At 60.1% G+C, this 21,164-nt stretch carries 20 protein-coding genes and 1 pseudogene; 10 read left to right on the top strand and 11 right to left on the bottom strand.

Annotated elements, in window-relative coordinates:
• Positions 1-78 precede the first annotated feature (78 nt).
• Positions 79-435, bottom strand: a complete 357-nt coding sequence (locus AO068_RS24265; RefSeq protein WP_223282932.1) for a cupin domain-containing protein — start codon at positions 433-435, stop codon at positions 79-81.
• A 234-nt stretch (positions 436-669) separates the two neighbouring features.
• Positions 670-1,392 carry a pirin family protein gene (locus AO068_RS24260; protein ID WP_058409682.1) on the bottom strand — a complete coding sequence of 241 codons (723 nt, stop codon included), beginning with the start codon at positions 1,390-1,392 and terminating at the stop codon, positions 670-672.
• Positions 1,393-1,580: 188 nt separating this feature from the next.
• Here AO068_RS24260 and AO068_RS24255 point away from each other — a divergent pair, with 188 nt between their 5' ends.
• From AO068_RS24255 to AO068_RS24245, 3 genes are all read left to right on the top strand, one after another.
• Complete coding sequence (locus AO068_RS24255) at positions 1,581-2,489, top strand: LysR family transcriptional regulator (protein WP_058399897.1); 909 nt, start codon at positions 1,581-1,583, stop codon at positions 2,487-2,489.
• A 115-nt stretch (positions 2,490-2,604) separates the two neighbouring features.
• The gene (locus AO068_RS24250) at positions 2,605-3,597 is read left to right on the top strand and encodes an ABC transporter substrate-binding protein (RefSeq protein WP_177342410.1); all 993 of its coding nucleotides are present in this window, start codon (positions 2,605-2,607) and stop codon (positions 3,595-3,597) included.
• A 28-nt stretch (positions 3,598-3,625) separates the two neighbouring features.
• Complete coding sequence (locus tag AO068_RS24245; protein ID WP_058409680.1) at positions 3,626-5,896, top strand: molybdopterin guanine dinucleotide-containing S/N-oxide reductase; 2,271 nt, start codon at positions 3,626-3,628, stop codon at positions 5,894-5,896.
• A gap of 7 nt (positions 5,897-5,903) precedes the next feature.
• On the opposite strand, the gene AO068_RS24240 is transcribed toward AO068_RS24245, so the two are convergent.
• Genes AO068_RS24240 through AO068_RS24225 form a run of 4 tightly spaced genes read right to left on the bottom strand, consistent with a single transcriptional unit; the run spans position 5,904 to position 10,370 of the window.
• Positions 5,904-7,097 carry an acyl-CoA dehydrogenase family protein gene (locus AO068_RS24240; RefSeq protein WP_058399900.1) on the bottom strand — a complete coding sequence of 398 codons (1,194 nt, stop codon included), beginning with the start codon at positions 7,095-7,097 and terminating at the stop codon, positions 5,904-5,906.
• Between the two features lie 32 nt (positions 7,098-7,129).
• Positions 7,130-8,119 (bottom strand): ABC transporter substrate-binding protein, encoded by a 990-nt coding sequence (locus AO068_RS24235; protein ID WP_058409679.1) that lies wholly within the window; start codon positions 8,117-8,119, stop codon positions 7,130-7,132.
• Between the two features lie 56 nt (positions 8,120-8,175).
• Positions 8,176-9,759, bottom strand: coding sequence for a rhodanese-related sulfurtransferase (locus tag AO068_RS24230; protein ID WP_058409678.1), 1,584 nt, complete (start codon positions 9,757-9,759; stop codon positions 8,176-8,178).
• A complete protein-coding gene (locus AO068_RS24225) occupies positions 9,756-10,370 on the bottom strand; it encodes a cysteine dioxygenase (RefSeq protein ID WP_058399903.1) in 615 nt (204 codons plus the stop codon). The genes AO068_RS24230 and AO068_RS24225 overlap by 4 nt, the downstream gene beginning before the upstream one ends.
• 219 nt (positions 10,371-10,589) lie before the next feature.
• Between AO068_RS24225 and AO068_RS24220 the strand changes: the two genes are divergently transcribed.
• Positions 10,590-11,495, top strand: coding sequence for a LysR family transcriptional regulator (locus AO068_RS24220; protein WP_004657392.1), 906 nt, complete (start codon positions 10,590-10,592; stop codon positions 11,493-11,495).
• A gap of 61 nt (positions 11,496-11,556) precedes the next feature.
• On the opposite strand, the gene AO068_RS24215 is transcribed toward AO068_RS24220, so the two are convergent.
• Positions 11,557-12,645: an LLM class flavin-dependent oxidoreductase gene (locus AO068_RS24215; RefSeq protein WP_058409677.1), complete on the bottom strand. Its 1,089-nt coding sequence runs from the start codon at positions 12,643-12,645 to the stop codon at positions 11,557-11,559.
• A 257-nt stretch (positions 12,646-12,902) separates the two neighbouring features.
• On the opposite strand from AO068_RS24215, the gene AO068_RS24210 reads away from it, so the two are divergent.
• The 4 genes from AO068_RS24210 (at position 12,903) to AO068_RS24195 (ending at position 15,838) form a co-directional block, all read left to right on the top strand.
• Entirely contained in the window at positions 12,903-13,760 is an 858-nt protein-coding gene (locus tag AO068_RS24210; RefSeq protein ID WP_058409676.1) for an ABC transporter permease, read from the top strand.
• Positions 13,761-13,762: 2 nt separating this feature from the next.
• Positions 13,763-14,569 carry an ABC transporter ATP-binding protein gene (locus AO068_RS24205; RefSeq protein WP_058409675.1) on the top strand — a complete coding sequence of 269 codons (807 nt, stop codon included), beginning with the start codon at positions 13,763-13,765 and terminating at the stop codon, positions 14,567-14,569.
• 51 nt (positions 14,570-14,620) lie between these two features.
• Positions 14,621-14,923, top strand: a complete 303-nt coding sequence (locus AO068_RS24200) for a SelT/SelW/SelH family protein (protein WP_002554513.1) — start codon at positions 14,621-14,623, stop codon at positions 14,921-14,923.
• A 93-nt stretch (positions 14,924-15,016) separates the two neighbouring features.
• Positions 15,017-15,838 (top strand): UDP-2,3-diacylglucosamine diphosphatase, encoded by an 822-nt coding sequence (locus AO068_RS24195; RefSeq protein ID WP_058409674.1) that lies wholly within the window; start codon positions 15,017-15,019, stop codon positions 15,836-15,838.
• A 10-nt stretch (positions 15,839-15,848) separates the two neighbouring features.
• Here AO068_RS24195 and AO068_RS24190 read toward each other — a convergent pair whose 3' ends face one another.
• Entirely contained in the window at positions 15,849-16,160 is a 312-nt protein-coding gene (locus AO068_RS24190; RefSeq protein ID WP_058399995.1) for a DUF962 domain-containing protein, read from the bottom strand.
• 366 nt (positions 16,161-16,526) lie between these two features.
• On the opposite strand from AO068_RS24190, the gene AO068_RS24185 reads away from it, so the two are divergent.
• The gene (locus tag AO068_RS24185) at positions 16,527-17,735 is read left to right on the top strand and encodes an MFS transporter (protein WP_002554510.1); all 1,209 of its coding nucleotides are present in this window, start codon (positions 16,527-16,529) and stop codon (positions 17,733-17,735) included.
• Complete coding sequence (locus tag AO068_RS24180; protein WP_004665931.1) at positions 17,735-19,015, top strand: arsenic transporter; 1,281 nt, start codon at positions 17,735-17,737, stop codon at positions 19,013-19,015. Before AO068_RS24185 ends, AO068_RS24180 begins: the two co-directional genes overlap by 1 nt.
• On the opposite strand, the gene AO068_RS24175 is transcribed toward AO068_RS24180, so the two are convergent.
• The 3 genes and pseudogenes from AO068_RS24175 to AO068_RS24165 form a co-directional block, all read right to left on the bottom strand.
• Entirely contained in the window at positions 18,981-19,964 is a 984-nt protein-coding gene (locus AO068_RS24175) for a DUF1853 family protein (RefSeq protein ID WP_058409673.1), read from the bottom strand. The two genes, AO068_RS24180 and AO068_RS24175, sit on opposite strands and share 35 nt — an antisense overlap.
• 63 nt (positions 19,965-20,027) lie before the next feature.
• Positions 20,028-20,465 carry a hypothetical protein gene (locus AO068_RS24170; RefSeq protein ID WP_058409672.1) on the bottom strand — a complete coding sequence of 146 codons (438 nt, stop codon included), beginning with the start codon at positions 20,463-20,465 and terminating at the stop codon, positions 20,028-20,030.
• Between the two features lie 79 nt (positions 20,466-20,544).
• Positions 20,545-21,048 (bottom strand): annotated as a pseudogene (locus tag AO068_RS24165) (PAAR domain-containing protein); the annotation flags it as partial.
• Positions 21,049-21,164 lie beyond the last annotated feature (116 nt).

Genomic DNA, 21,164 nt, shown 5'->3' with positions numbered 1-21,164 from the left:
GCCGCTCATCAGAGCGGCGTTTTTGTTTGTGCGTTTTAAGCATCTTTATAAAAGATCATCTTTCCCCGCGTGTCACGCTCAGCCCTGTCTGGATGCCAATAACTCGTCGAGCTCCGGCATCAGGGTCACGCTCTCCTGCTCATTGGGATCAGTACGCGCGACCAGAACCGTTGCTTCGCGCTCGTTGCTGCGGTTATAGGGCACATGCGGCATTCCCGCCGGGATATAAAAGAAGTCGCCTTGTTCCACGATGGCATGCTTTTCCAGCGACTCGCCATACCAGCAGCCGGTGGCTTCACTCAGGGCATAGATGGCGGTTTCATGCTCCTGATGTTTGTGAGCCTTGCCCCTGCCGCCGGGGGCAATTGTCAGCAGTTGCATATGGATATGTCGGGCACCTGCACTTTGTGCGGAGATGCCGACCTGATAATCCATACCCTGCTTGCCTTGAGAGGGCTTGGCGGGTTTCAAAAGGACACAATCAAGTTGATCACTGGCCACGGTTTTTTCCTCGCCTGATGCTCAATAGCGTTGATCCACCCGGCCCGCTGCCCGGCAAGGGCAGGGGGGGAGTGAATACTATGCCTTGTCGGGCGGAGCGTGGCTCAGGCGCAGGCGCCTATCAAGTGAAAGAAACGCCATGTCGGTCCCGGTAATGGGGCCTATGCATCAGGGCATCTGCGGCAGTTCATTGGGCCGCATGTCAAACACCAACACTTCTGCGTCAACGCCTTCGCTCAGGCTAATGACCTGTTCGTTGCGCAAACGCACCCCATCACCTTCGTCAAGCGGCTGCCCATTGAGCACCACACTGCCACGGGCGACATGCACGTAGGCATATCGGTTGGCAGCCAGTTCCAGGGTGGCAGTTTCATTGCCATTGAACAGACCGGCATACACACGAGCGTCCTGACGAACCTTGAGCGCACCGTTCTCGCCTTGCGGGGAAATGATCAACTGCAAATGACCGCGTTTCTGTTCAGCGCTGAAATGCTCCTGTTGATAGTTCGGGGTTGCGCCTGCAACATTCGGCACGATCCATATCTGCAGAAAATGCACGCCCTCGGTGTGCGAATGGTTGAACTCGCTGTGCGCCACGCCGCTGCCGGCACTCATCAATTGCACGTCGCCAGGACGAATCACCGACCCGGTGCCCAGCGTATCCTTGTGCTCCAGCGCACCTTCCAGCACGTAGGAAAAGATCTCCATGTCGCGGTGTGGGTGCTGGCCGAAACCTTTGCCCGCAATCACGCGGTCGTCGTTGATCACCAGCAGATCGGAAAAGCCCTGCTCCTGAGGGTTGCGATAACCGGCAAAGGAAAAGGTATGAAAGGATTTCAACCAGCCATGGTTGGCAGCGCCGCGGTCGGAAGCTTTACGAAGAGTCAGCATGATTCTTTCTCCATCCGTTTATCGACGCTGCACATTCAGCAATCGATCAAGTGAGACAAAGGTTACGGCTTATCGACTGTCGCAATAAGTAGCTGGAACATGAATGACTGTCTCGCTGTGGTTGACAGTGCCGGGTGGCACGTTACGCTCTGTCGAACAGCATTCAGCGTTCACTCAGGCCACGACACATGAACCCTTTTGAAGACATGCGGATTTTCTGCCAGGTCATGGAGTCCGGCAGCTTCACGGCGGCGTCCGACAAGCTGGGCCTGTCCAAGCAATTTGTCAGTCGGCGCCTGATGCAACTGGAGGAACGGCTGGGCGTGCGCCTGCTCAACCGCTCCACACGACGTCTGGATGTCACGCCGCTGGGGCAGAGTTATTACGAATCGGCTCTGCGCCTGCTGGCCGAGGTCGAACAGGTCGAGCAGGGGATTACCGGGCAGAACAACGAGCCACGCGGCACCCTGCGTCTGAGTGCGCCGCTGTCGTTTGCCGTTGCCCATCTGGGCTGTCTGCTGCCGCTGTTTTTGCAGCGTTACCGCGACGTAGCGGTGGAGGTGGACCTGAGCGATCGTGCGGTGGACTTGATCAGCGAAGGCTATGACCTGGTGCTGCGTATCGGGGTGCTGGAGGACTCCAGCCTGATCGCCCGGCGCATTGCCTCGATTGATCGGGTCTACTGCGCCAGCCCGGCCTACCTGGCCGAGCGCGGTACGCCGCAAAAACCCGAAGACCTGCACGCTCATGATTGCCTGCCCTATGGCCACAGCCGTCAGGCGCAATGGCGTTTTCAGGTGCAGGGCAAGCCTTTGATGCTGAACATCAGCGGGCGTATGCGCGCCAATAATGGCGAGCTGCTCAGAGACACGGCGGTGGCCGGGCTGGGCATCACTTACCTGCCGACGTTCATTGTTGGCGCGGCGCTGCGTGACGGCAGCCTGGTGCGGGTGCTCGATGACCTGCGGCCCGAGCCATTGACGCTGTCAGCGGTTTATCCCCAGCACCGTCAGGCCTCACGTCCAGTGCAGGCATTCATCGAGTTCCTGCGTGAGCGTCTGGAATCAGGTATCGAGCTCAGTGAACCGCCTGGCTGAGCGCTTCGCCGAACAGGTTTAGATAATTTTTTTGCATCTTAGGCTAGAACAAAAATGAATTTAGCTAATTTTTGTTCGGGTGTTAGGGTCGTTGCCGATCAATTCGATCTGCCCGATGCTTCTGGAGACCCTGCCTGTGCCGACAACTATCATCTGCTGGAGCCAACGCCTGCTGACGGGGCTGGCGTTGGGCCTTGTGGCCGCGCTGAGCACCCAGGCTGCCGACCTGATTGTCGGTGATCAGAGTTACAGCGCCCGGACCGTGATGGAAGCGGCCGGTGTACTCAAGGATCTGCCCTACGAGCTTGAATGGAAGCAGTTCACCGCAGGCTCTCCGGTCGCCGAAGCGCTCAACGTCGGTAGCCTGGACATCGGTTTGCTGGGCGATTCGCCTGCGCTGTTCATGGGCGCGCTGGGTGCGCCGATCAAGGTCATCGGCGTATCGCGGCAGAACCTCGACGGCGTTGCGATTGTGGTGCGCAAGGATTCGCCGATCAAAACCGTCGCGGATCTGGCCGGCAAAAAAGTCGCCATCTGGAAGGGCTCGTTCAGCCAGCAACTGATGCTCACCGCGCTGGACAGGGCGGGTGTCGCCCGCGATGCCGTTGAATATCGCTACCTCAGTGCACTGGATTCTTCCCACGCGCTGGATGGCGGCTCGGTGGATGCGATTGCGACCTGGGAACCTTATGTCACTCAACAGGAGCGACAGGGCGCACGAATCATTGCGACAGCCGACGGCTTGATCCCCGCGCAAAGCTTCATTGTCGCCAACGATCAGGCCATCAAGGACAAGCGTGCGCAGATCAGCGATTTCCTGCAGCGCCTGCAAGCTGCTCGCGCCTGGTCGGTCAGCGACCCGCAGCACAATGAAATCTATGCCAACGCTTGGGCTGCGCTGACCAGAGCCGATGCACAAGTGGCGCGCCGCTGGTTTTCCCGCGCCCAGGTCGTGGTGGTGCCGATCACACCGCAAGTGGTGGCAGGTGCGCAGCAGACTATCGATTTTTTCAACAACGCCGGGCTGACCAAACGCTATCCTGCTGCCAGCGTGTTTGACGAGTCGTTCAATGCGGCGCTGTACAGCCAGAAGCAGGTTGCCCGCTGAACGACTGCCTTGTCCTGGAGCCTTCACCATGAGTTTTACGTCATTGCATTGGGGTGTTTATCGCCCGCAGGTCGAGGGAGGCAAGTTGAAAGCCCTGCTGCCTGCGGAGTGGGACAAGGACCCTTCACCGATTGGCGATTCGGTTGCCGATGCCATTACCTCGCCCACACGCGTCATGCGCCCGGCGATACGTCGCAGTTTTCTTCAGCAGGCCGGCGGGCGACCCGATTTACGTGGGCAGGAGCCATTCGTCGAGGTCTCCTGGGAGGTGGCGCTGGATCTGGTCGCCAGCGAGTTGCAGCGCGTCAGACGCGAGCACGGCAACCAGGCAATTTTTGGCGGTAGCTACGGCTGGGGCAGCGCAGGGCGTTTTCATCACGCACAAAGCCAGCTGCATCGCTTCCTCAACTGCATCGGCGGTTATGTCTTCAGTACCGACAGCTACAGCCTGGGGGCCGGGCGGGTGCTGATGCCGCACATTGTCGGCAATATGGACTGGCTGCTGGCGGAGCATACGTCCTGGAAGAACCTAGCCGAGCACTGCGAGCTGTTCGTCGCCTTTGGTGGTTTGCCCGCCAAGAATGCGCAGACCAGCCCCGGTGGTGCCAGTGACCATCTGTTGGCCGACGCGTTGCAACGCATGTCCGACGCCGGAGTGGAGTTCGTCAACGTCAGCCCGCTGCGTGATGACCTGGCTGGTCCGACGCATAACCAGTGGCTGGCGGTACGCCCCGGCAGCGATACGGCGTTGATGATGGCGCTTGCCTGGGTATTGATCAGCGAAGGGCTGCACAACGAAGATTTCGTTCAGCGCTACACCGTGGGCTATGAGCGTTTTCGCGATTACCTGCTGGGTCACGTCGACGGCCAGCCTAAGGACCCGCAGTGGGCCGCAGCACTGACCGATATCCCTGCGCAGCAGATTGTCGACCTGGCGCGGCGCATGGCCAGTAAACGCACCATGATCAACGTCGCTTATTCATTGCAACGTTCTATACATGGCGAGCAACCGTTCTGGATGACCGTCACCCTTGCGGCGTTGTTGGGGCAGATCGGTTTGCCCGGTGGCGGCTTCGGCCTGGGTTATGGGTGCATGAACAACACCGGCAGCGGCCGCAAGGCGTTTTCCGGGCCGCGTTTTTCCCAGGGCAGCAACCCGGTCAAGGACTTCATCCCGGTCGCGCGGGTGACAGATATGTTGCTCAACCCCGGTACACCCTTCGATTACAACGGGCAGCAGCAGACTTACCCGGATATTCGCCTGGTGTACTGGTCGGGTGGCAATATCTTTCACCATCATCAAGACCTCAATCGGCTGCTGGAGGCGTGGCAGCGGCCGCAAACCATCATCGTTCACGAGCAGTTCTGGACCGCTCAGGCACGCTATGCCGACATCGTGCTGCCAGCCACCACGGCGCTGGAACGCAACGACATCGGCAGCTCGGCGTCCGATCGTTTCATGATTGCCATGCAGCAGGCCATCGAGCCGGTGGGTGAGTCTCGTGATGACTATTCGATTCTGGCCGGGCTGGCCGAGCGGCTGGGTGTGGCACAGGCGTTTACCGAAGGTCGTGATGCCCAGGCCTGGCTGCATTTTATTTACGATGAGTCTCGGCAGCGCGCTGAAACCTTCGGGATTACCCTGCCGGATTTCGAGCAGTTCTGGCGTGACGGATTACTGGAAACAGACTATCCCCAGACCGATAACGTACTGCTCAAGTCCTTTCGCGATGACCCTGACGCGCATCCACTGCCGACGCCGTCCGGGCTCATCGAAATTTTCTCCGAGCGCATCGCGGGCTTCGCTTATGCGGACTGTCCTGGCCATCCGGTATGGCTGGACAAACCTGCGCCTACCCACGCGCTGCACCTGCTGTCCAATCAGCCCAAAACCCGCCTGCACAGCCAGTACGATCACGGCAGCTACAGCCGTTCCTCGAAAATTCAGGCACGCGAGCCGCTGACCCTGAACCCGCTGGATGCGCAAATGCGCGGGTTGGTCGATGGTGATGTGGCCAAGGTCTTCAATGAGCGGGGGGCGTTTCTGGCTGGAGTAATCGTATCGGACAGTATTCGACCCGGCGTGGTGCAGATTGCCACCGGTGCCTGGTTCGATCCTTTGGTGCATGGCGAGCCGGGCAGTCTGGAAAAGCACGGCAACCCTAATGTGATCACCCAGGACATCGGTGCTTCCAGCCTGTCGCAAGGGTGTGCGGCGCAGACCGCGTCGGTGGACATCGTCAAATGGAATCAGGCGCTGCCGCCAGTGACGGCGTTCGAGCCGCCGTCACTACTCTGAGCGCGTTTTACTGCTCTTTATTACGTGCCGCAAAAACCGCCTTGCCCACACCCGCCAATACCGCGTCGTTCTGCGGCGTATGCACCCGGCCGCACAGCACGTTGCGGTAATGGCGCTGCAGCGGGTTGCTGCGTGAAAGTCCCGGATTCCCCGAGGCCTCGATGGCCAGTTCCACCGCGCGGATCGCATTGCCGGTCACCAAGTATTTGATCTGCGCAGCATGCTGTGCGGGCGTGTGGCCCTGGGCCGCGGACTGCAGCAGGCTCTGGTTGGCGAACAGCAAGGTGTCGATCTGCCCGACGGTTTCCTGAAAGCGCGGCAGGGTCGACAGCGCAGCCCCGAGGTTGGACGGTTTGCGCTGTTCCAGCCAGTGCACCAGCCAGTCGCGGGCGGAGTGGGCGATGCCGTCGTAGACTGACGACAGCAGCACTGACATCCACAGCATGCCCGACCCATCAAGTTCGGATTGCGGGGCGCTCCACGGGCTGACGCTGACGGCATGATCGAGCGGCACCAGCACGTCGTCGAAGCGGACTTCGTGGCTGCTGGTGGCGCGCATGCCCAAGTGGTCCCAGTCCTCGATGATCCTGATGCCCGGCGTGTCCTTGTGGACCAGCCAGCTGCCCACCAGCGGGTCATCGTCGTCGCTGCGCGCCCATACGGCGAACCAGGTCAGGCCATGACTGCCGGTGGAGTAGATCTTGCTGCCGCTGATGCGCCAGCCGTCGGCGCTGCGGCGCGCGACGGTGCCCGGCAGGCCGCCACGCGCAGGGGTGCCCAGGTCCGGCTCGACGCGCAGGGCATTGATCAGCGCGCCTTCGCGTACCGCCTCTTCGGCAACTTGTACACGTAGATGGCTCGGCCAGTTACGGTTCTCTTGCAGCCTTGAATGCTGCAGGTATTGCATGACCAGAATCAGCGCCGTCGACGGTTCGCCCTTGGCTACTGCGCTGACCACTTGCTGCGCGCGCGGCAGATCCGCACCGCCGCCGCCCAGTTCAGCCGGTACGGTCAGGCCGAGCAGGCCGTGGGTGTGCAGCAACTGAAAGTTGGCGTGAGGGAATTGGGCGCTGATGTCGTACTGCTCGGCAGTTTCAGCCAGTGTGGCGGTCAGCTTAGCCAGTCGTTCGCTGAAGTCTTCAGCCGACTCGGCTGCCGGATAATGCGGGCGCGGGGTAGGGCGTAGGGTCGAGAGTGTCATGCGGGGTCCTTTTCGCAGCGGTCATGCAGCGGTCATTGCGTGGCGGCCTGAGCGATCTGCGCGCGCGAGGCGTTGAAGCTCTTGTCGAAGCCGGTCGAAACGTCGATTTTTTTAGTCAGGATGCCTTCAGCCAGATAGGTGTCCGCAGTGTTCTGCAGTCCCTGAACAATCTGATCATCAATCGGCGTGCGCTGCATTTTCGTCGCCTTGGCCACCGCCAGATGCACCGCCAGCGGCAGGCCGGTGACCTTCGACTGAGCGGCCGCGTATTCCTCGGGGTGGGCGTTGGACCAGTTGAAGGCGCGCTCCACGCGGGCGACGAAATCATCCAGTTGGGCACGTTTGCCTTCAATGGCCTTGCTGGTGGCGGCGAGGTAGAGGTGATTGCTCAGCAACTCGCTGCCACTGACCAGCACACGAGCGTCGCTTCGCGCGATGGAAATCGTTGTGTAAGGGTCCCAGGTCGCCCAGGCATCGGCATCTCCGCTGTCCAGCAACAGACGCGATTCGCTGGGCAGCAGGTTGATGAAGGTGACGTCACTGGTTTTCAGCCCGGCTTCATGCAGGGCGCGGATCGCCAGATAGTGGCCGATGGAGCCGCGCCCGGTGACGATGCGCTTGCCCTTGAGGTCGGCAACGGTCTTGATAGGCGAGTCCTTCGAAACCAGAACCGCCGTGGTGAAGCGGCCCTGCGCATGGGTAATACTGACCACTTTCAAGGGCGCACCCGCGCCCAGCGCGAACACATAGGGCGCATCACCCAGCGCGCCGATATCCACCGCGCCAGCGTTCAGTGCCTCTCCCAGAGGGGCCGCCGAGGGGAACTCGGAAAACTGGATCTCGTAAGGCACGTCCTTGAGTTCGCCGGAGACCTGCAACAGTATTTTCAGCAGCGACTTCTGATTGGCGACCAACAGCGGAGCCTGCTCGGCAGCCACCACCTGCTGGCCTGCCAGCACACTGAGCAACGCGCCCAGCAGCAGGCTTTTGAGCGGTAGAGGTGATTTGAAAAAAGGCAGCATTGAGGTGTTTCTCCATTGAGTTGATCGGTTGGCCAGACACTTATCGTTCCTCACGCTCAAATCACGTAAAACCCGTGCGTTCCGTCCCGGCCCAATTGCTCCACCAGGCCAAACTCCCAGTCCAGGTAGGCCTGCATGGCTTCGCGCGGCGCATCGGTGCCTTCGTAGGGTCGGCGATAGCGGTCGATACGTGGCGAGGCCAATCGGCTTTCACCATGCTCCAATGGCTGGCCAGCCTTGATCCAGCTGGCGGTGCCGCCTTCAAGCAAAAACACCGGCTTGTCGGTCAGCGCTTCGACGTCGGCCACGGCAAAGCGCGCCAGCCGGCTGCTGCCACAGGTCAATACGTAGCGGTCGGCGGCAGGTATCTTTTCCAGCGCCTGCTTGAGGTCGGCGCGCAAGGTCCACCAGGCACCGGGAATGTGCTGTTTGACGTAATTGGCGCTGGCGGTGAAATCCAGCACTGCCACTTCCACCTGTGTCTGCCATTGAGCAAGCGTCTCGACGCTGATCGCCTCGACTTGCGGTGGCGCAGGAAACGGCGCATCCCAGTCACCCGGTTCGCTGAAGTCTGCTGCATGCAGGTCATCGAGCACCGAAACGTCCCAGCCCAGTTGCGCCAGCCAGGAAGCCGACATGTTGGCGCGCACGCCGTCATCGTCCACCAGTACGATTCGTGCGCCGCGTACGCTGGCGAAGTGATCGGTTTCCTGCACCAGCTGCCCGCCCGGTGTGGAGCGCGCACCGGGCAGATGGCCTTTGGCAAACTCTTCCGGTGTGCGCACATCGAACAGGTAAGTGGTACGCGAAGCCTCGGCTTGCCAGCGTTGCAGGTCCGCGCGGCTGGCGCGTTTGACCTTGGCGCGATCAGCCACCTTGCGCGCATCGGCACTGGCGGTTTCGCGGGTTTGCTCATTGACCGCTGCAAAACGCCGGTTCTGACCATGGTCCAGTGTCTGGCCGGCCAGCAGCCAGCCAATCGTGCCATTGCGCAGCGCATTGATCTGATTGGGCAGGCCCGCATTGACCAGTGACTGAGTGCCGATGATGCTGCGCGTGCGACCGGCGCAATTGACGATGATTCGCGTGTTCGGATCCGGTGCCAGCTCCCGAGCCCGCAGCACCAGTTCCGCGCCCGGTACGCTGATGCCACCGGGGATGCTCATGGTCTGGTATTCGTCATAGCGCCGGGCATCCAGCACTACCACGTCGGCGTCGCTGTCGAGCAGGGCCTTGACCTCTTCAGCCGCCAGAGACGGGGTCGCGCGATGGTGTTCCACCAGTTCGCCAAACGCCTTGCTCGGCACATTCACATCGATGAACAACTCGCCGCCAGCCTCACGCCAGCCTTGCAGTCCGCCCTCGAGCAGTCTCACATCGCTGTAGCCCAGCGCCTGTAAACGTTGCAGTGCAACCTGCGCCAGGCCCTCGCCATCGTCGTACAGGGTTATGGCTGTGTCGCGTCGCGGGATGCGCGGGAACACCTCCAGCTCCAGCTTCGACAACGGGATGTTCACCGCAAACAGAGGATGGGCCTGGGCAAAGGGTGCCTCTTCGCGGACGTCTACCAAGGCCAGTTCCTGGCGGTCCAGCAAGGCCTGACGAACGTCGGCGAATGATCGGGTGGCAGATGTGGTCATCGGGCGGGGCTCCCTTTTGGCTGATCCTGAGTGGCGTGGGTGACGGCTGCGGCATTCGAATAGCCGGAGATGAACAGTTTTTCTGTGCCGTCCAGGTCGTAGACCGCACGCTTCACCGTGCCGATATCGGCACCGTAAACGTGGATGCTGATCGACACTTGATCGTTGAAAGCATTGCTGACCTGATGCACATCGTTGCTTTTCGGTGACAGCGCTTCGACCTGGCCGGGTTGCAGGCGAATCGCCGGGCCGCTGGTTTCCAGGCGTCCTTGCGCGTTGCGGGTATAGCCCTGTGAATGCTCGGCACCGCGCAGCATGCCGATCAGACCCCAGACGCGATGGTCATGAATCGGCGTGCGTTGCCCCGGTCCCCAGACAAAACTGACCACTGAAAAGCGCTGCTGCGGGTCGGCATACAGCAGAAATTGCTGATAGCGGTCGGGGTCGGGTACGGCAAATTCTTCTGCCAGCCAGTCATCGTGGCTGACCAGTTGCGCCAGCAGCTTGCCGCCGCGACGCAACAGATCGCCTTCGTGCGGCTCGCTGCCAATCAGCTCGCCCAGCGCATCGATAAAGGCCCCGAGTCGTTCCGGGTGTCGGTTCTGAGTCATGTCCATTTCCAGATCAGGGTCAGGGAATGGTTTGATATAAGCATAATATGGATATTTAATATGCTATTTTTTAATGATTAGGTTATAACGAAAACGTCTTTTACTTCCGCGCTGCAATGCGTGAAATCTAGCGTCGGTCTGTTGGACGGGCTATGAATGGACGTCTGCCGGGACTATTCTTTTTGCCTGTGTTTCTTCTCTTCTTTATGTGCGGTCCGAATGAAAATTGATGATATCGATGCGTTCGTTGCAGTCATCCGCTGTCAGTCGATCAGCCATGCCGCTGAATCGCTGGATCTAACCCAGCCGGCGATTACTCGCCGGGTGCAGAATTTCGAGCAGGCCCTTGGGGTCGAGCTGTTTGACCGTAATACCAAGCCGCTCAAGCCAACGCCGATGGGCATCCAGGTGTACCAGAAGTGCCTGGCCATCCTGCGCGAGATGGATGCGTTGCGCGAGCTGGTGGCCAGCGACACGCCGCCCAGTGGCCTGCTGCGTCTGGGCGTGCCGCAAACCATCGGTGACGTGGTGCTGCTCGATGCGCTCAAGCAGCTACGCGGAGAATTCCCGGATCTGCGCGCCCAGGTCAGCACCGGCTGGGGCAGCCACCTGATCGGCAAGATCGAAAACGGTGAGCTGGATGCCGCGGCAGCGCTGTTCCCGGCAGGCAAGATATTCCCGGACAACATCGTCGGTCAGTCCATCGGCAAGATGGAACTGGTGGTGGTCTGCGCCAAGGGGCTGGTGCCGAAAAAGCCCGGAAAGCTGGCGGATTGCTACGAGCAGGGCTGGGTACTCAACCCCGACGGCTGCGGTTTTCGCGCAGGCTTGCAGCGTACGCTGACCGACCAAGGGCTGAGCATGAAGGTCAATCTGGAAACCTTTGGCACCGAGCTGCAACTGGGGCTGGTAGCCGATGGCATGGGGTTGGGTCTGGTGCCAAGGCCGTTGCTGGAGCGCAGCGCTCATCGCGAGCAACTGGTGGTGCTGCCGCTCAAGGACTTCAAACCGGTGATGGACCTGTGGCTGTTCTACCCACGTTTTCTGGGCAATCTGCAAGCACCGGTCGAGGCTTTTGGCGCGCTGGTGGCTCGCTCCCTCAAGCCGGTTTCAGCAGCCGCCTGAAAACGCTATTGCGGGCGGGAAGTCTTCAGTCAGAAGCCTGGCCCGCCCGCATGGCGTTGAATCAGGCGACTTGTTCGCGAGCCTGCTGTTCACGCTGAGCCACCAGTGCGCGGGTCAGCGGGATCAGCTTTTTGCCATAATCGATAGCATCTTCCAGCGGGTCGAAGCCGCGAATCAGAAAGGTGGTAATCCCCAGGTCGTAATAGTCCAGCAGCGCTTCGGCGACCTGTTCCGGGGTGCCGACCAGCGACGTGGAATTGCCCTGCGCGCCGAGCAGGCCAGCGATGCCCGTCCACAAGCGTTTGTCCAGACGTGAGCCTTGCGCCGCTGCGGCCAGCAGGCGACGCGACCCTTCGTTGGGTGGTTCGCGACGGACAAAGCCGCTGCGGTCTGCCAATGCCTTGGCTTTTTCCAGAATGCTGTCGGCGCGTGCCCAGGCTTGTTCTTCGGTGTCGGCCAGAATCGGGCGCAGCGACAGGCTGAAACGAATGGTCCGGCCATGTTTGGCGGCTTCGGCGCGCACCTGTTTCACCACATCGCGCACCTGCTCGTACGTCTCGCCCCACAAGGCATAGACGTCGGCGTGTTTGCCGGCCACCGCAATCGCTGCTGCCGAGGAACCGCCAAAGTACAGCGGGATGTGTGGCTGCTGCGGGGACTTGACCAGCGAGTGCGCGCCCTCGAACTGGTAGTAGGTGCCCTGATGATCGAACGGCTTGTCGCTGGTCCATTCCTGACGCACCACACTGAGGTATTCATCGCTGCGTGCGTAGCGCTCGTCCTTGCCGATGTGGCTGCCGTCGGCACGCAGTTCCTTGTCGTCGCCGCCGGTAATGATATGCACCGCAGTGCGCCCGCCATTGAACACGTCCAGCGTCGCAAATTGCCGGGCTGCCACGGTGGGGGAGATGAAACCGGGACGATGTGCGACAAGAAACTTCAATGTGCTGGTCACGCTGGCGGCATGCGCGGCCACCAGTGTGCTGTCCGGGCTGTTGGAGTGGTACGCAATCAGCGCACGATCAAAACCTGCGTCTTCATGAGCCTTGGCCACTGTCTTCACGTAGTCGGGCTGGATGGTCGCGCCGCTGCGCGGGTGGATTTCAGAACCGGGTTGCGTGGCGATATAGCCAATGAATTCGATGCTCATGAAAACTCCTGCCAATGGTTGAGGTCCGTTCGACCTTGTCGAGAAGCACCATAAAGGCAAGCAGAGGAGGCTGTGAAATTCGATTTTGGTCTAAGTTAATTATAAAAAATATGCATTATAAGTTTTGTTGGTAATCAAATATTTTAACTATTAGCTTAGAGCTAAATAGAATTTCACTCGGCTTTCTTATGCACTTAGCATGGTGTTCATACTGCGTCGGGTGCGTCATGCCCGATTTGCCCAGAAAGGATGCGCCCATGTCTGACACAACGCTCAACCCCGCCGACCCCGGTTTTCTGCTGGTCAACAAGCCTGAACAGCGTCGCGCCTCTGAACAGCATCGCCAGCGTCGGCAAGTGCCGGCCTCTGTTTTGCGTCTGCTCAGCCCGCTGGCGCTGTTGCTGCTCTGGGAACTGGCCTCACAAACCGGTCTGTTGCCCAGCCGAGTGATCGCCGCACCGTCGCAGATCGGCGGTACGCTATGGTCGATGATTGTTTCAGGCGAACTGGCCGTGCACCTGTGGGTATCGCTGCAGCGCGCATTGCTGGGCTTGAGCATCGGCGTCAGTATTGGTGTGGTCGCTGCATTGATAACCGGGCTTTCCCGGCGCGGCGAAATCGCCCTCGACTCGCCGATGCAAATGCTGCGCACCATTCCGTCGCTGGCACTGGTGCCGCTGTTCATCCTCTGGTTCGGCATTGGTGAATTCACCAAAGTGGCGCTGATCGTGATGGGCACCACCTTTCCGGTGTACCTGAACCTGTTTTCCGGCATCCGCAACATCGACCCGAAACTGATCGAGGCCGCCAACACCTTGGGGCTGAGCCGTCGCGAGCTGATCTGGCACGTGATTCTGCCCGGTTCGCTGCCTTCTTTTTTTGTCGGGCTGCGCTATTCACTGGGTATCTCCTGGCTGGCGCTGGTGTTTGTCGAACAAATCAACACCACCGCGGGAATCGGCTTTCTGGCCAGCGATGCCCGCGACTTCATGCGCACTGATGTAATCGTTATCTGCCTGTTGATCTACAGCGTCCTGGGCCTGGTAATCGACGGCATCATTCGCACGCTGGAGCGCTATGCGCTGGCCTGGCGACCGACCTTCGTGAGGAATTGAGCATGGCGACCCTTGAATTGCGTAACACTTCACCAGTCACGCCCCCGGTTCAGTTGCGTAACGTGGTTCGCCAGTTTGGCCCACAACGGGTGATTGACGGGCTGGACCTGGACATTGCCGCGGGCGAGTTTGTCGCTTTGCTGGGTGCCAGTGGCTCCGGCAAGACCACCTTGTTGCGCACTCTGGCCGGGCTGGACGACATCGACAGTGGCGAGCTGCGTGTGCCGGTGGCACGTGCCGCGGTGTTTCAGGAACCGCGGCTGATGCCGTGGAAAAGCGCCTGGAAAAACGTGGTTCTCGGCCTGCGCATCAACGATGCCAAGGCACGGGCCGAAGCAGCATTGACCGAAGTCGGCCTGGCCCATCGGCTGAATGCCTTTCCGGCCACATTATCCGGTGGCGAGGCGCAGCGTGTAGCGTTGGCGCGCGGCCTGGTCCGTGAGCCGAAACTGCTGTTGCTCGACGAGCCTTTCGCCGCCCTCGATGCCTTGACCCGCATTCGCATGCACCAGTTGATCATCGACCTGTGGCGCAAGCACACCCCGGCGGTGCTGCTGGTAACGCACGATGTCGATGAGGCGATCCTGCTCGCTGACCGGGTCATCGTTCTGGCCGACGGTAAACTCGCCGATGACATCCGCGTCGACCTGCCACGCCAACGTGACAGCGGGCAGGCCGGGTTTCAGGCAATTCGTAGCCGCTTGCTGGGTTTGCTGGGCGTGAAGACGCAGGCTGCCGATACTGCAACGCAGGAGCCAGCCCACGACGTGACGCTCAGCGCATTGCGTCGTTTCGCCAATGCTCGTTGATCCTGCGCAGGGTGCGTATCATGGGCGTCTGAATTTCTGGAGGGGACGTCCATGTCTGCCGAAAAGCCCGAAGTCATCATCACCTATTGCATTCAATGTCAGTGGTTATTGCGCGCCGCCTGGCTCGCCCAGGAGCTGTTGAGCACGTTCAGTGACGACCTGGGCAAGGTCTCGTTGCAGCCGGGCACCGGTGGCGTGTTTCGCATTACCTGCGATGGCGTGCAGCTCTGGGAGCGCAAGGCCGACGGCGGCTTTCCCGAGGCCAAGGTGCTCAAGCAGCGGCTCCGCGACCAGATCGACCCGGCCCGCGACCTGGGCCACAACGACCGTCATACTCCCGCCAGTCCTCAGTAATACAGGGCGATTGTCACGACATCGCCACGCGCGTGTCACATTCGGTTAACCGGCATGCTCCACTCTCTTGGAAACCCTGCCGGAGGTCATGCCATGACCAGTGCTCAGCTCGCCACACCCAGCCGCAAACAACGCGTGCGCACCTTGTGGATTTCCGACGTTCACCTGGGCACGCGCGATTGCCAGGCTGAGCACTTGTCCGCGTTTCTCAAGCGCTATCAGGCTGACAAGGTGTATCTGGTTGGCGATATCATCGACGGCTGGAAGCTGCGCGGCGGCATGTATTGGCCGCAGGCGCATACCAACGTGATCCGTCGGCTGCTGACCATGAGCAAGCGCGGCACCGAAGTCATTTATGTCACAGGCAACCACGACGAATTCCTGCGTCGTTACTCCAAGTTGGTGCTGGGCAACATCCAGCTGGTGGACGAATCCGAGCACGTGACGGCCGATGGTCGTCGTCTTCTGGTCATCCACGGCGACCAGTTCGACGTGATTACCCGTTATCACCGCTGGCTGGCCTTTCTCGGCGATTCGGCCTACGAATTCACCCTGACCCTCAACCGCTGGCTGAACCATTGGCGCGCCAAGTACGGCTATGGCTACTGGTCGCTGTCGGCGTACCTGAAGCACAAGGTCAAGAGTGCGGTGAATTTCATCAGCGATTTCGAGGAAGCCATCGCCCACGAATGCGTGAAGCGCGGACTGGATGGCGTGGTCTGCGGGCACATCCACCATGCGGAAATCCGCCAGGTGGGCGGCGTGGAATACCTCAATTGCGGCGACTGGGTTGAATCCTGTACCGCCCTGATCGAACACCTGGACGGCACAATCGAACTGTTTCGCCTTGCCGACGCACACTTGAAAGCCAGTCAGCCGGTGGTTCAGGAGCCGGTCAGCGAAACGGTGGCCTGATTCAACCAGCCTAAAACGGCACCTTGCCCAACAGCATGTCGCGGTACATGACGAAATCGCCGAGCAGGCTGTAGAACGGATGCCTGAACGTGGCCGGCCGGTTTTTCTCGAAGAAGAAATGCCCGGCCCAGGCGAAGCCGTAACCCGCGACCGGTAACAACCACAACAACCCCCAGCGACCGCTGCCCACACCGAACGCCAGCAGGAAGATCACCAAAGAGGTGCCCACAAAGTGCAGGCGCCGACTGGTACTGCTGCTGTGCTCGGCGAGGTAGAAAGGATAGAACTCGGCAAAGCTTGAGAAACGCTTGATGGTATCCACGGCGCGCACCCTCGTGTTGGTTCTTCTTGTTATACACAAATTTAGCCGACTGTCGTGCCGATGTGGAACGTGGGCACGATGGACGTGACTAGCTTGCTGATGTTTACGACTATCGTGCCAAGGCTCCGCGTTGGCATAAGGCATTACCACGCTGCGTGGGAACGAGAATCTGAGCCGAACCTCAATCCACCTGACATCACAGAACCGCTGTGCAGCGCGGAGCAGTTCTCGACCCGTCAGCAAAAACGCAACAAAACATGGCACAGTTGCCCTGAAAAATGGCACATTGGCGCGCCTTGGTACGCGTGACACATCTTGTAATCATCCGTCCGGGGAACCTGAAAACCTTTTTACGGATGAATACCCATGGCGACCAGCGCTCAGCCTGTGACGGCGAAGGCCTCGACCCCCCCTCAAGCCAGCCCGCTGGTGATGCGCATTATTGGTGCCGTTGCCCTTGCTCACCTGATCAATGACCTGATTCAGGCCATTCTTCCGTCGATCTACCCGATGCTCAAGGCCAGCTACGACTTGAGCTTCACCCAGATCGGCCTCATTACCCTGACGTTTCAGATCACCGCATCGCTGCTGCAGCCGTGGGTCGGCTATTACACTGACCGCCATCCTAACCCGCTGGTACTGCCTGTAGGGTCGATCTGTACGCTGGTCGGCATTGTGATGATGTCGATGGTGGGCAGTTTTCCATTGATTCTGCTGGCTGCCGCATTGATCGGCATCGGTTCTTCGACATTCCACCCGGAAGCTTCGCGTATCGCGCGACTGGCTTCCGGTGGTCGTTATGGGCTCGCGCAGTCGACCTTTCAGGTGGGCGGCAACACCGGCTCCGCGTTCGGGCCATTGCTGGCGGCGGCGATCATCATCCCGTTCGGCCAGGGCAACGTGGCGTGGATCGGCCTGTTCGCATTGTTCTCGCTGGGTTTGCTGTATGCGATAAGCCGCTGGTATCGCGCGCACCTCAACCTGTTCAAGCTCAAGGCAGGCCAGGCGGCCACTCATGGCCTGTCGAGAAAACGCGTGATTGCCTCACTGGCAGTGCTAGCATTTCTGGTGTTTTCCAAGTTCTTCTATATGACCAGCCTGACCAGCTATTTCACCTTCTACCTGATCGAAAAGTTTGACCTGTCAGTCGCCAGCTCGCAGTTGCACTTGTTCCTGTTTCTGGGCGCAGTGGCGGCCGGGACCTTTTTCGGCGGTCCGATCGGCGACCGCATTGGCCGCAAGGCGGTGATCTGGTTTTCGATCCTTGGCGCTGCACCGTTCACCCTGGCCCTGCCTTATGCAGACCTGTTCTGGACCAGCGTGCTCAGCGTGATCATTGGCTTTGTACTGGCGTCGGCTTTTTCCGCCATCGTCGTCTATGCCCAGGAGCTTGTGCCTGGCAACGTGGGCATGATTGCCGGGCTATTCTTCGGCCTGATGTTCGGCTTCGGCGGCATTGGCGCAGCCTTGCTCGGCTATCTGGCTGACAGCCACGGCATTCTGTTCGTCTACACGCTGTGCTCATACCTGCCGCTGCTCGGCATCCTCGCTATTCTTCTACCCCGGACCAAATAATGCTGATAGCAACGCTGATCTTCCTGTTCACCATTACGCTGGTCATCTGGCAGCCCAAAGGCCTGAGCGTAGGCTGGAGTGCGGTACTCGGGGCGGTTCTGGCGTTGCTGACAGGTGTTGTGCACCTCAGCGACATCGCCGTGGTGTGGGGCATCATCTGGAATGCCACGGCGACGTTCATTTCGCTGATCATTATCACGCTGTTGCTGGATGAGGCGGGGTTCTTTGCCTGGGCCGCGCTGCATGTAGCGCGCTGGGGCAAGGGTAAGGGACGTCGTCTGTTCGCCCTGTTCGTGCTGTTCGGTGCGCTGGTATCAGCCTTGTTCGCCAACGACGGTGCCGTGCTGATTCTCACGCCTATCGTCATTGCCATGATGCTGGCGTTGCGCTTCTCCGCTGCGTCGACCCTGGCGTTCGTCATGGCGGCCGGCTTCATTGCCGATACGGCCAGCCTGCCGCTGGTGGTATCGAACCTGGTGAACATCGTTTCGGCGGATTACTTCAAGATCGGTTTCAACCGTTACGCAGCCGTCATGGTGCCGGTGAACCTGGCCAGTGTCGCCGCCACTCTGGCCGTGTTGATGTGGTATTTCCGTCGGGATATTCCCAGCGAGTTCGAGCCCGAACATCTGGACAAGCCCGAAACGGCTATCCATGACCGCGCTACGTTTCTGGCCGGTTGGGCCGTACTGCTGATTTTGTTGGTGGGCTGTTTCGCTCTTGAGCCGCTGGGCATCCCGATCAGTGCGATTTCGTCGGTCTGCGCGTTGCTGCTGCTCGCCATTGCCGCCAAAGGGCATACGATCAAGACGCGCAAGGTGATGAAAGAAGCACCGTGGCACATCGTGGTGTTTTCGCTGGGTATGTATCTGGTGGTTTATGGTCTGCGCAACGCCGGACTCACCGGTTATCTGGCCAGTCTGCTGGACTGGTTTGCCGGCTATGGCATCTGGGGCGCAGCGATGGGCACCGGCGTCATGACGGCGTTTCTGTCTTCGATCATGAACAACATGCCCACCGTGCTCATCGGGCTGCTGTCCATTGATGCAAGCCATGCCAGCGGGGCCATTCAGGAAGCGATGATCTACGCCAACGTGATCGGCAGCGACCTGGGGCCAAAAATTACCCCGATCGGCAGTCTGGCGACGCTGCTCTGGCTGCATGTGCTGGAGCGCAAGGGAATCACCATCAGTTGGGGCTACTACTTCAAGGTCGGCATCGTACTGACCGTGCCGGTGTTGCTGATTACACTGGCTGCGCTGGCACTTCGATTGAGTTGAGCAGGTGGCTGGTGTCGGCCAGATTCGGCCACATGTCCGACACCAGAAACAAGCGCTCGGCTTCTTCCCAGTTGCCCTCGGTATTCTCTTTCAGGCGCACCAGCAATTGCGCCGGAGCCAGCGGGTCGAGTTCGGCCAGCCAGTCGCGCAGTTGCTGATCGCTCCACGCATCGTGGTAAAGCGCTGGTGCCAGCCAGGCATGACGCGGCAGGGGCTGCCAGCGTCCGGGGCTGCTCTGCGCCACAAACGGTTTCCAGTCACGTTGATGCAACCAGCGGCCCTTGAGATGCTGCGGATGAACACCTGCGGGCGATTCGCATGAGCCTGGCCACGGATACAGCAGATAACCGCCCAGCCACAACTGCGCGCTGAAGGCCTCGACACCCAGCGCTGCCAGGGCCGCGCGGCTTTCCGGACGTGCAGACATCGGCAACTGATGCTGGCTCAGGTGGGCAAGCTTGCGGTCCAGCCGATCCTGGCAGCCAGGCCCCAGCCAGCTGGCCGGGTCGCGGCCGTCTCCGTCCTGCGGCCCTAGGTAGAGCTTGATTGCCAGTTCGACGTGATGCACGCCTTCACGATCACGCAGCAGCATGTCCAGTTCGCCCAGCGTCTGGCTGCCGAGCCGGATCGGCAGGTTGGCGGCAATGATCTCCACCCCCGGCGCGTGCTGCACTGCGAACTGCCAGAGCCGTTCGTAATAGCGGCCCAGCCGGCGTGTGGTTGCCAGCGCCAGCCAGTCTTCCAGCGGGCGACTGTCACGGTCGAGTTGCCAGAGAAAGTCTGCCAATCGCTGCGGGTGCTGTACCCAGTCACTGCCCGCCAGCGGATGACGCTGTGGCCACGGCGCGACTTCCAGCATGGGCGGCGCGAGGATCACCCAGGCAAGGTCGCGCACTTCGGAGTGCCGTAGTTGGCGGGGGAGGTCGATCAGGCTTGGGAATAGAGTCATTTGCCGAGGATAGCGTGAGTTGAGGTGCAGGTGAGCTGATTGTGAAGGCGAAAAGATGCTGTGCTATCCAACGGGCCTGGCCAGTCCGAGAAAATCAGGGTCTTCACTACCGGGGCAGGGCGAGAATCGCTTGACGTCGGTTGCCCCCTTGACGTTCAGGTCGATGCGGCCGTTGGCATCTATGAAGATTGTAGTCTCTGGCCATTGCGGATCTATGTTTACGCAACCGCTGATTCCTGCGTTGTCCCACCATTGGAAATACATGAAGAAATCTTTTTTTTGAAATATATGGCCGCTGTCCCCAGTTGCTCCGCCAGGCCTTATGCCACCTCTGCTTATGCGGTGATCGGTAATCCATGTGTAGCTAAGCTCTCCGTCTGCCTTGTCTGAGTAATAGACGCTTACGTAGGGCGTAGCGAAATCCCATAGTGCGAGGATGAGAAAGGTCGCCGCTAACTTCGGCCAGCGGGCTATGGCGTGTATCAGGATTTTTCGTTTCATGCAGTGCCCTCGTTTTCAGTCGCGCTGAAGCATGAGTGCACTCTCACTCCTTTACCCCACCTGCTCTTGGGTATCTGTGGTTCATCTCGTCAGCGATGTAGCGGGTCAGTTCTTCCATCTGGTCCGGGTGATTACAGACTGGCGCTATGGCCGTGTTGGAAGTTGCAGATGAGAACAGTGCTTCAGCCGCTTTGGCTTTCTCCTGCAACCCAGGGTCGTTCACAAGCTGATTCAGCTTCGGTTCGTCCAGTGTGCCGTCCTTGCGAAGGATGCCGAGCCTGGAGAAATCGATGGCTGGGCCAGCGGCATCGCCGAAGTCGTAGCCGCCACCCACATCGGGGCTGCCGGAAATGATCGTTCCGCCGTGGCTGGTCGGGCTGCCCAGGTGGGCCATCGGGCGACCGTTGATGAGGATCGAGGGAAAGCCGGTGACGATCACCGCGCCGCAGCCGCACATATCGCCTACTCTGGCGGCGGACATGCCGTTGATCAGGGTGTCGGAGGAGGCTGTGATAATCGGGGTGCAACCGTGGCCCGGCAACGGGCAGAGGTGCATGTCGCCCTGGCGGCCTGAGGGAATCATGTGTCGTCCTTAGGTGTATTGAAAACGGAAGAAGCTAATGAATATCTTCTGTGGGGTATGTAAGGCAAATCCGGGTTTATTGCGGGAATCTGCTCATTTATTCAAAGCCAATCTGC

This window comes from Pseudomonas sp. ICMP 3272 (assembly GCF_001466905.1).
GTDB lineage: Bacteria > Pseudomonadota > Gammaproteobacteria > Pseudomonadales > Pseudomonadaceae > Aquipseudomonas > Aquipseudomonas amygdali.
The sequence above is the reverse complement of the archived record's forward strand: the minus strand, read 5'-3'. Positions and strand labels throughout refer to the sequence as shown.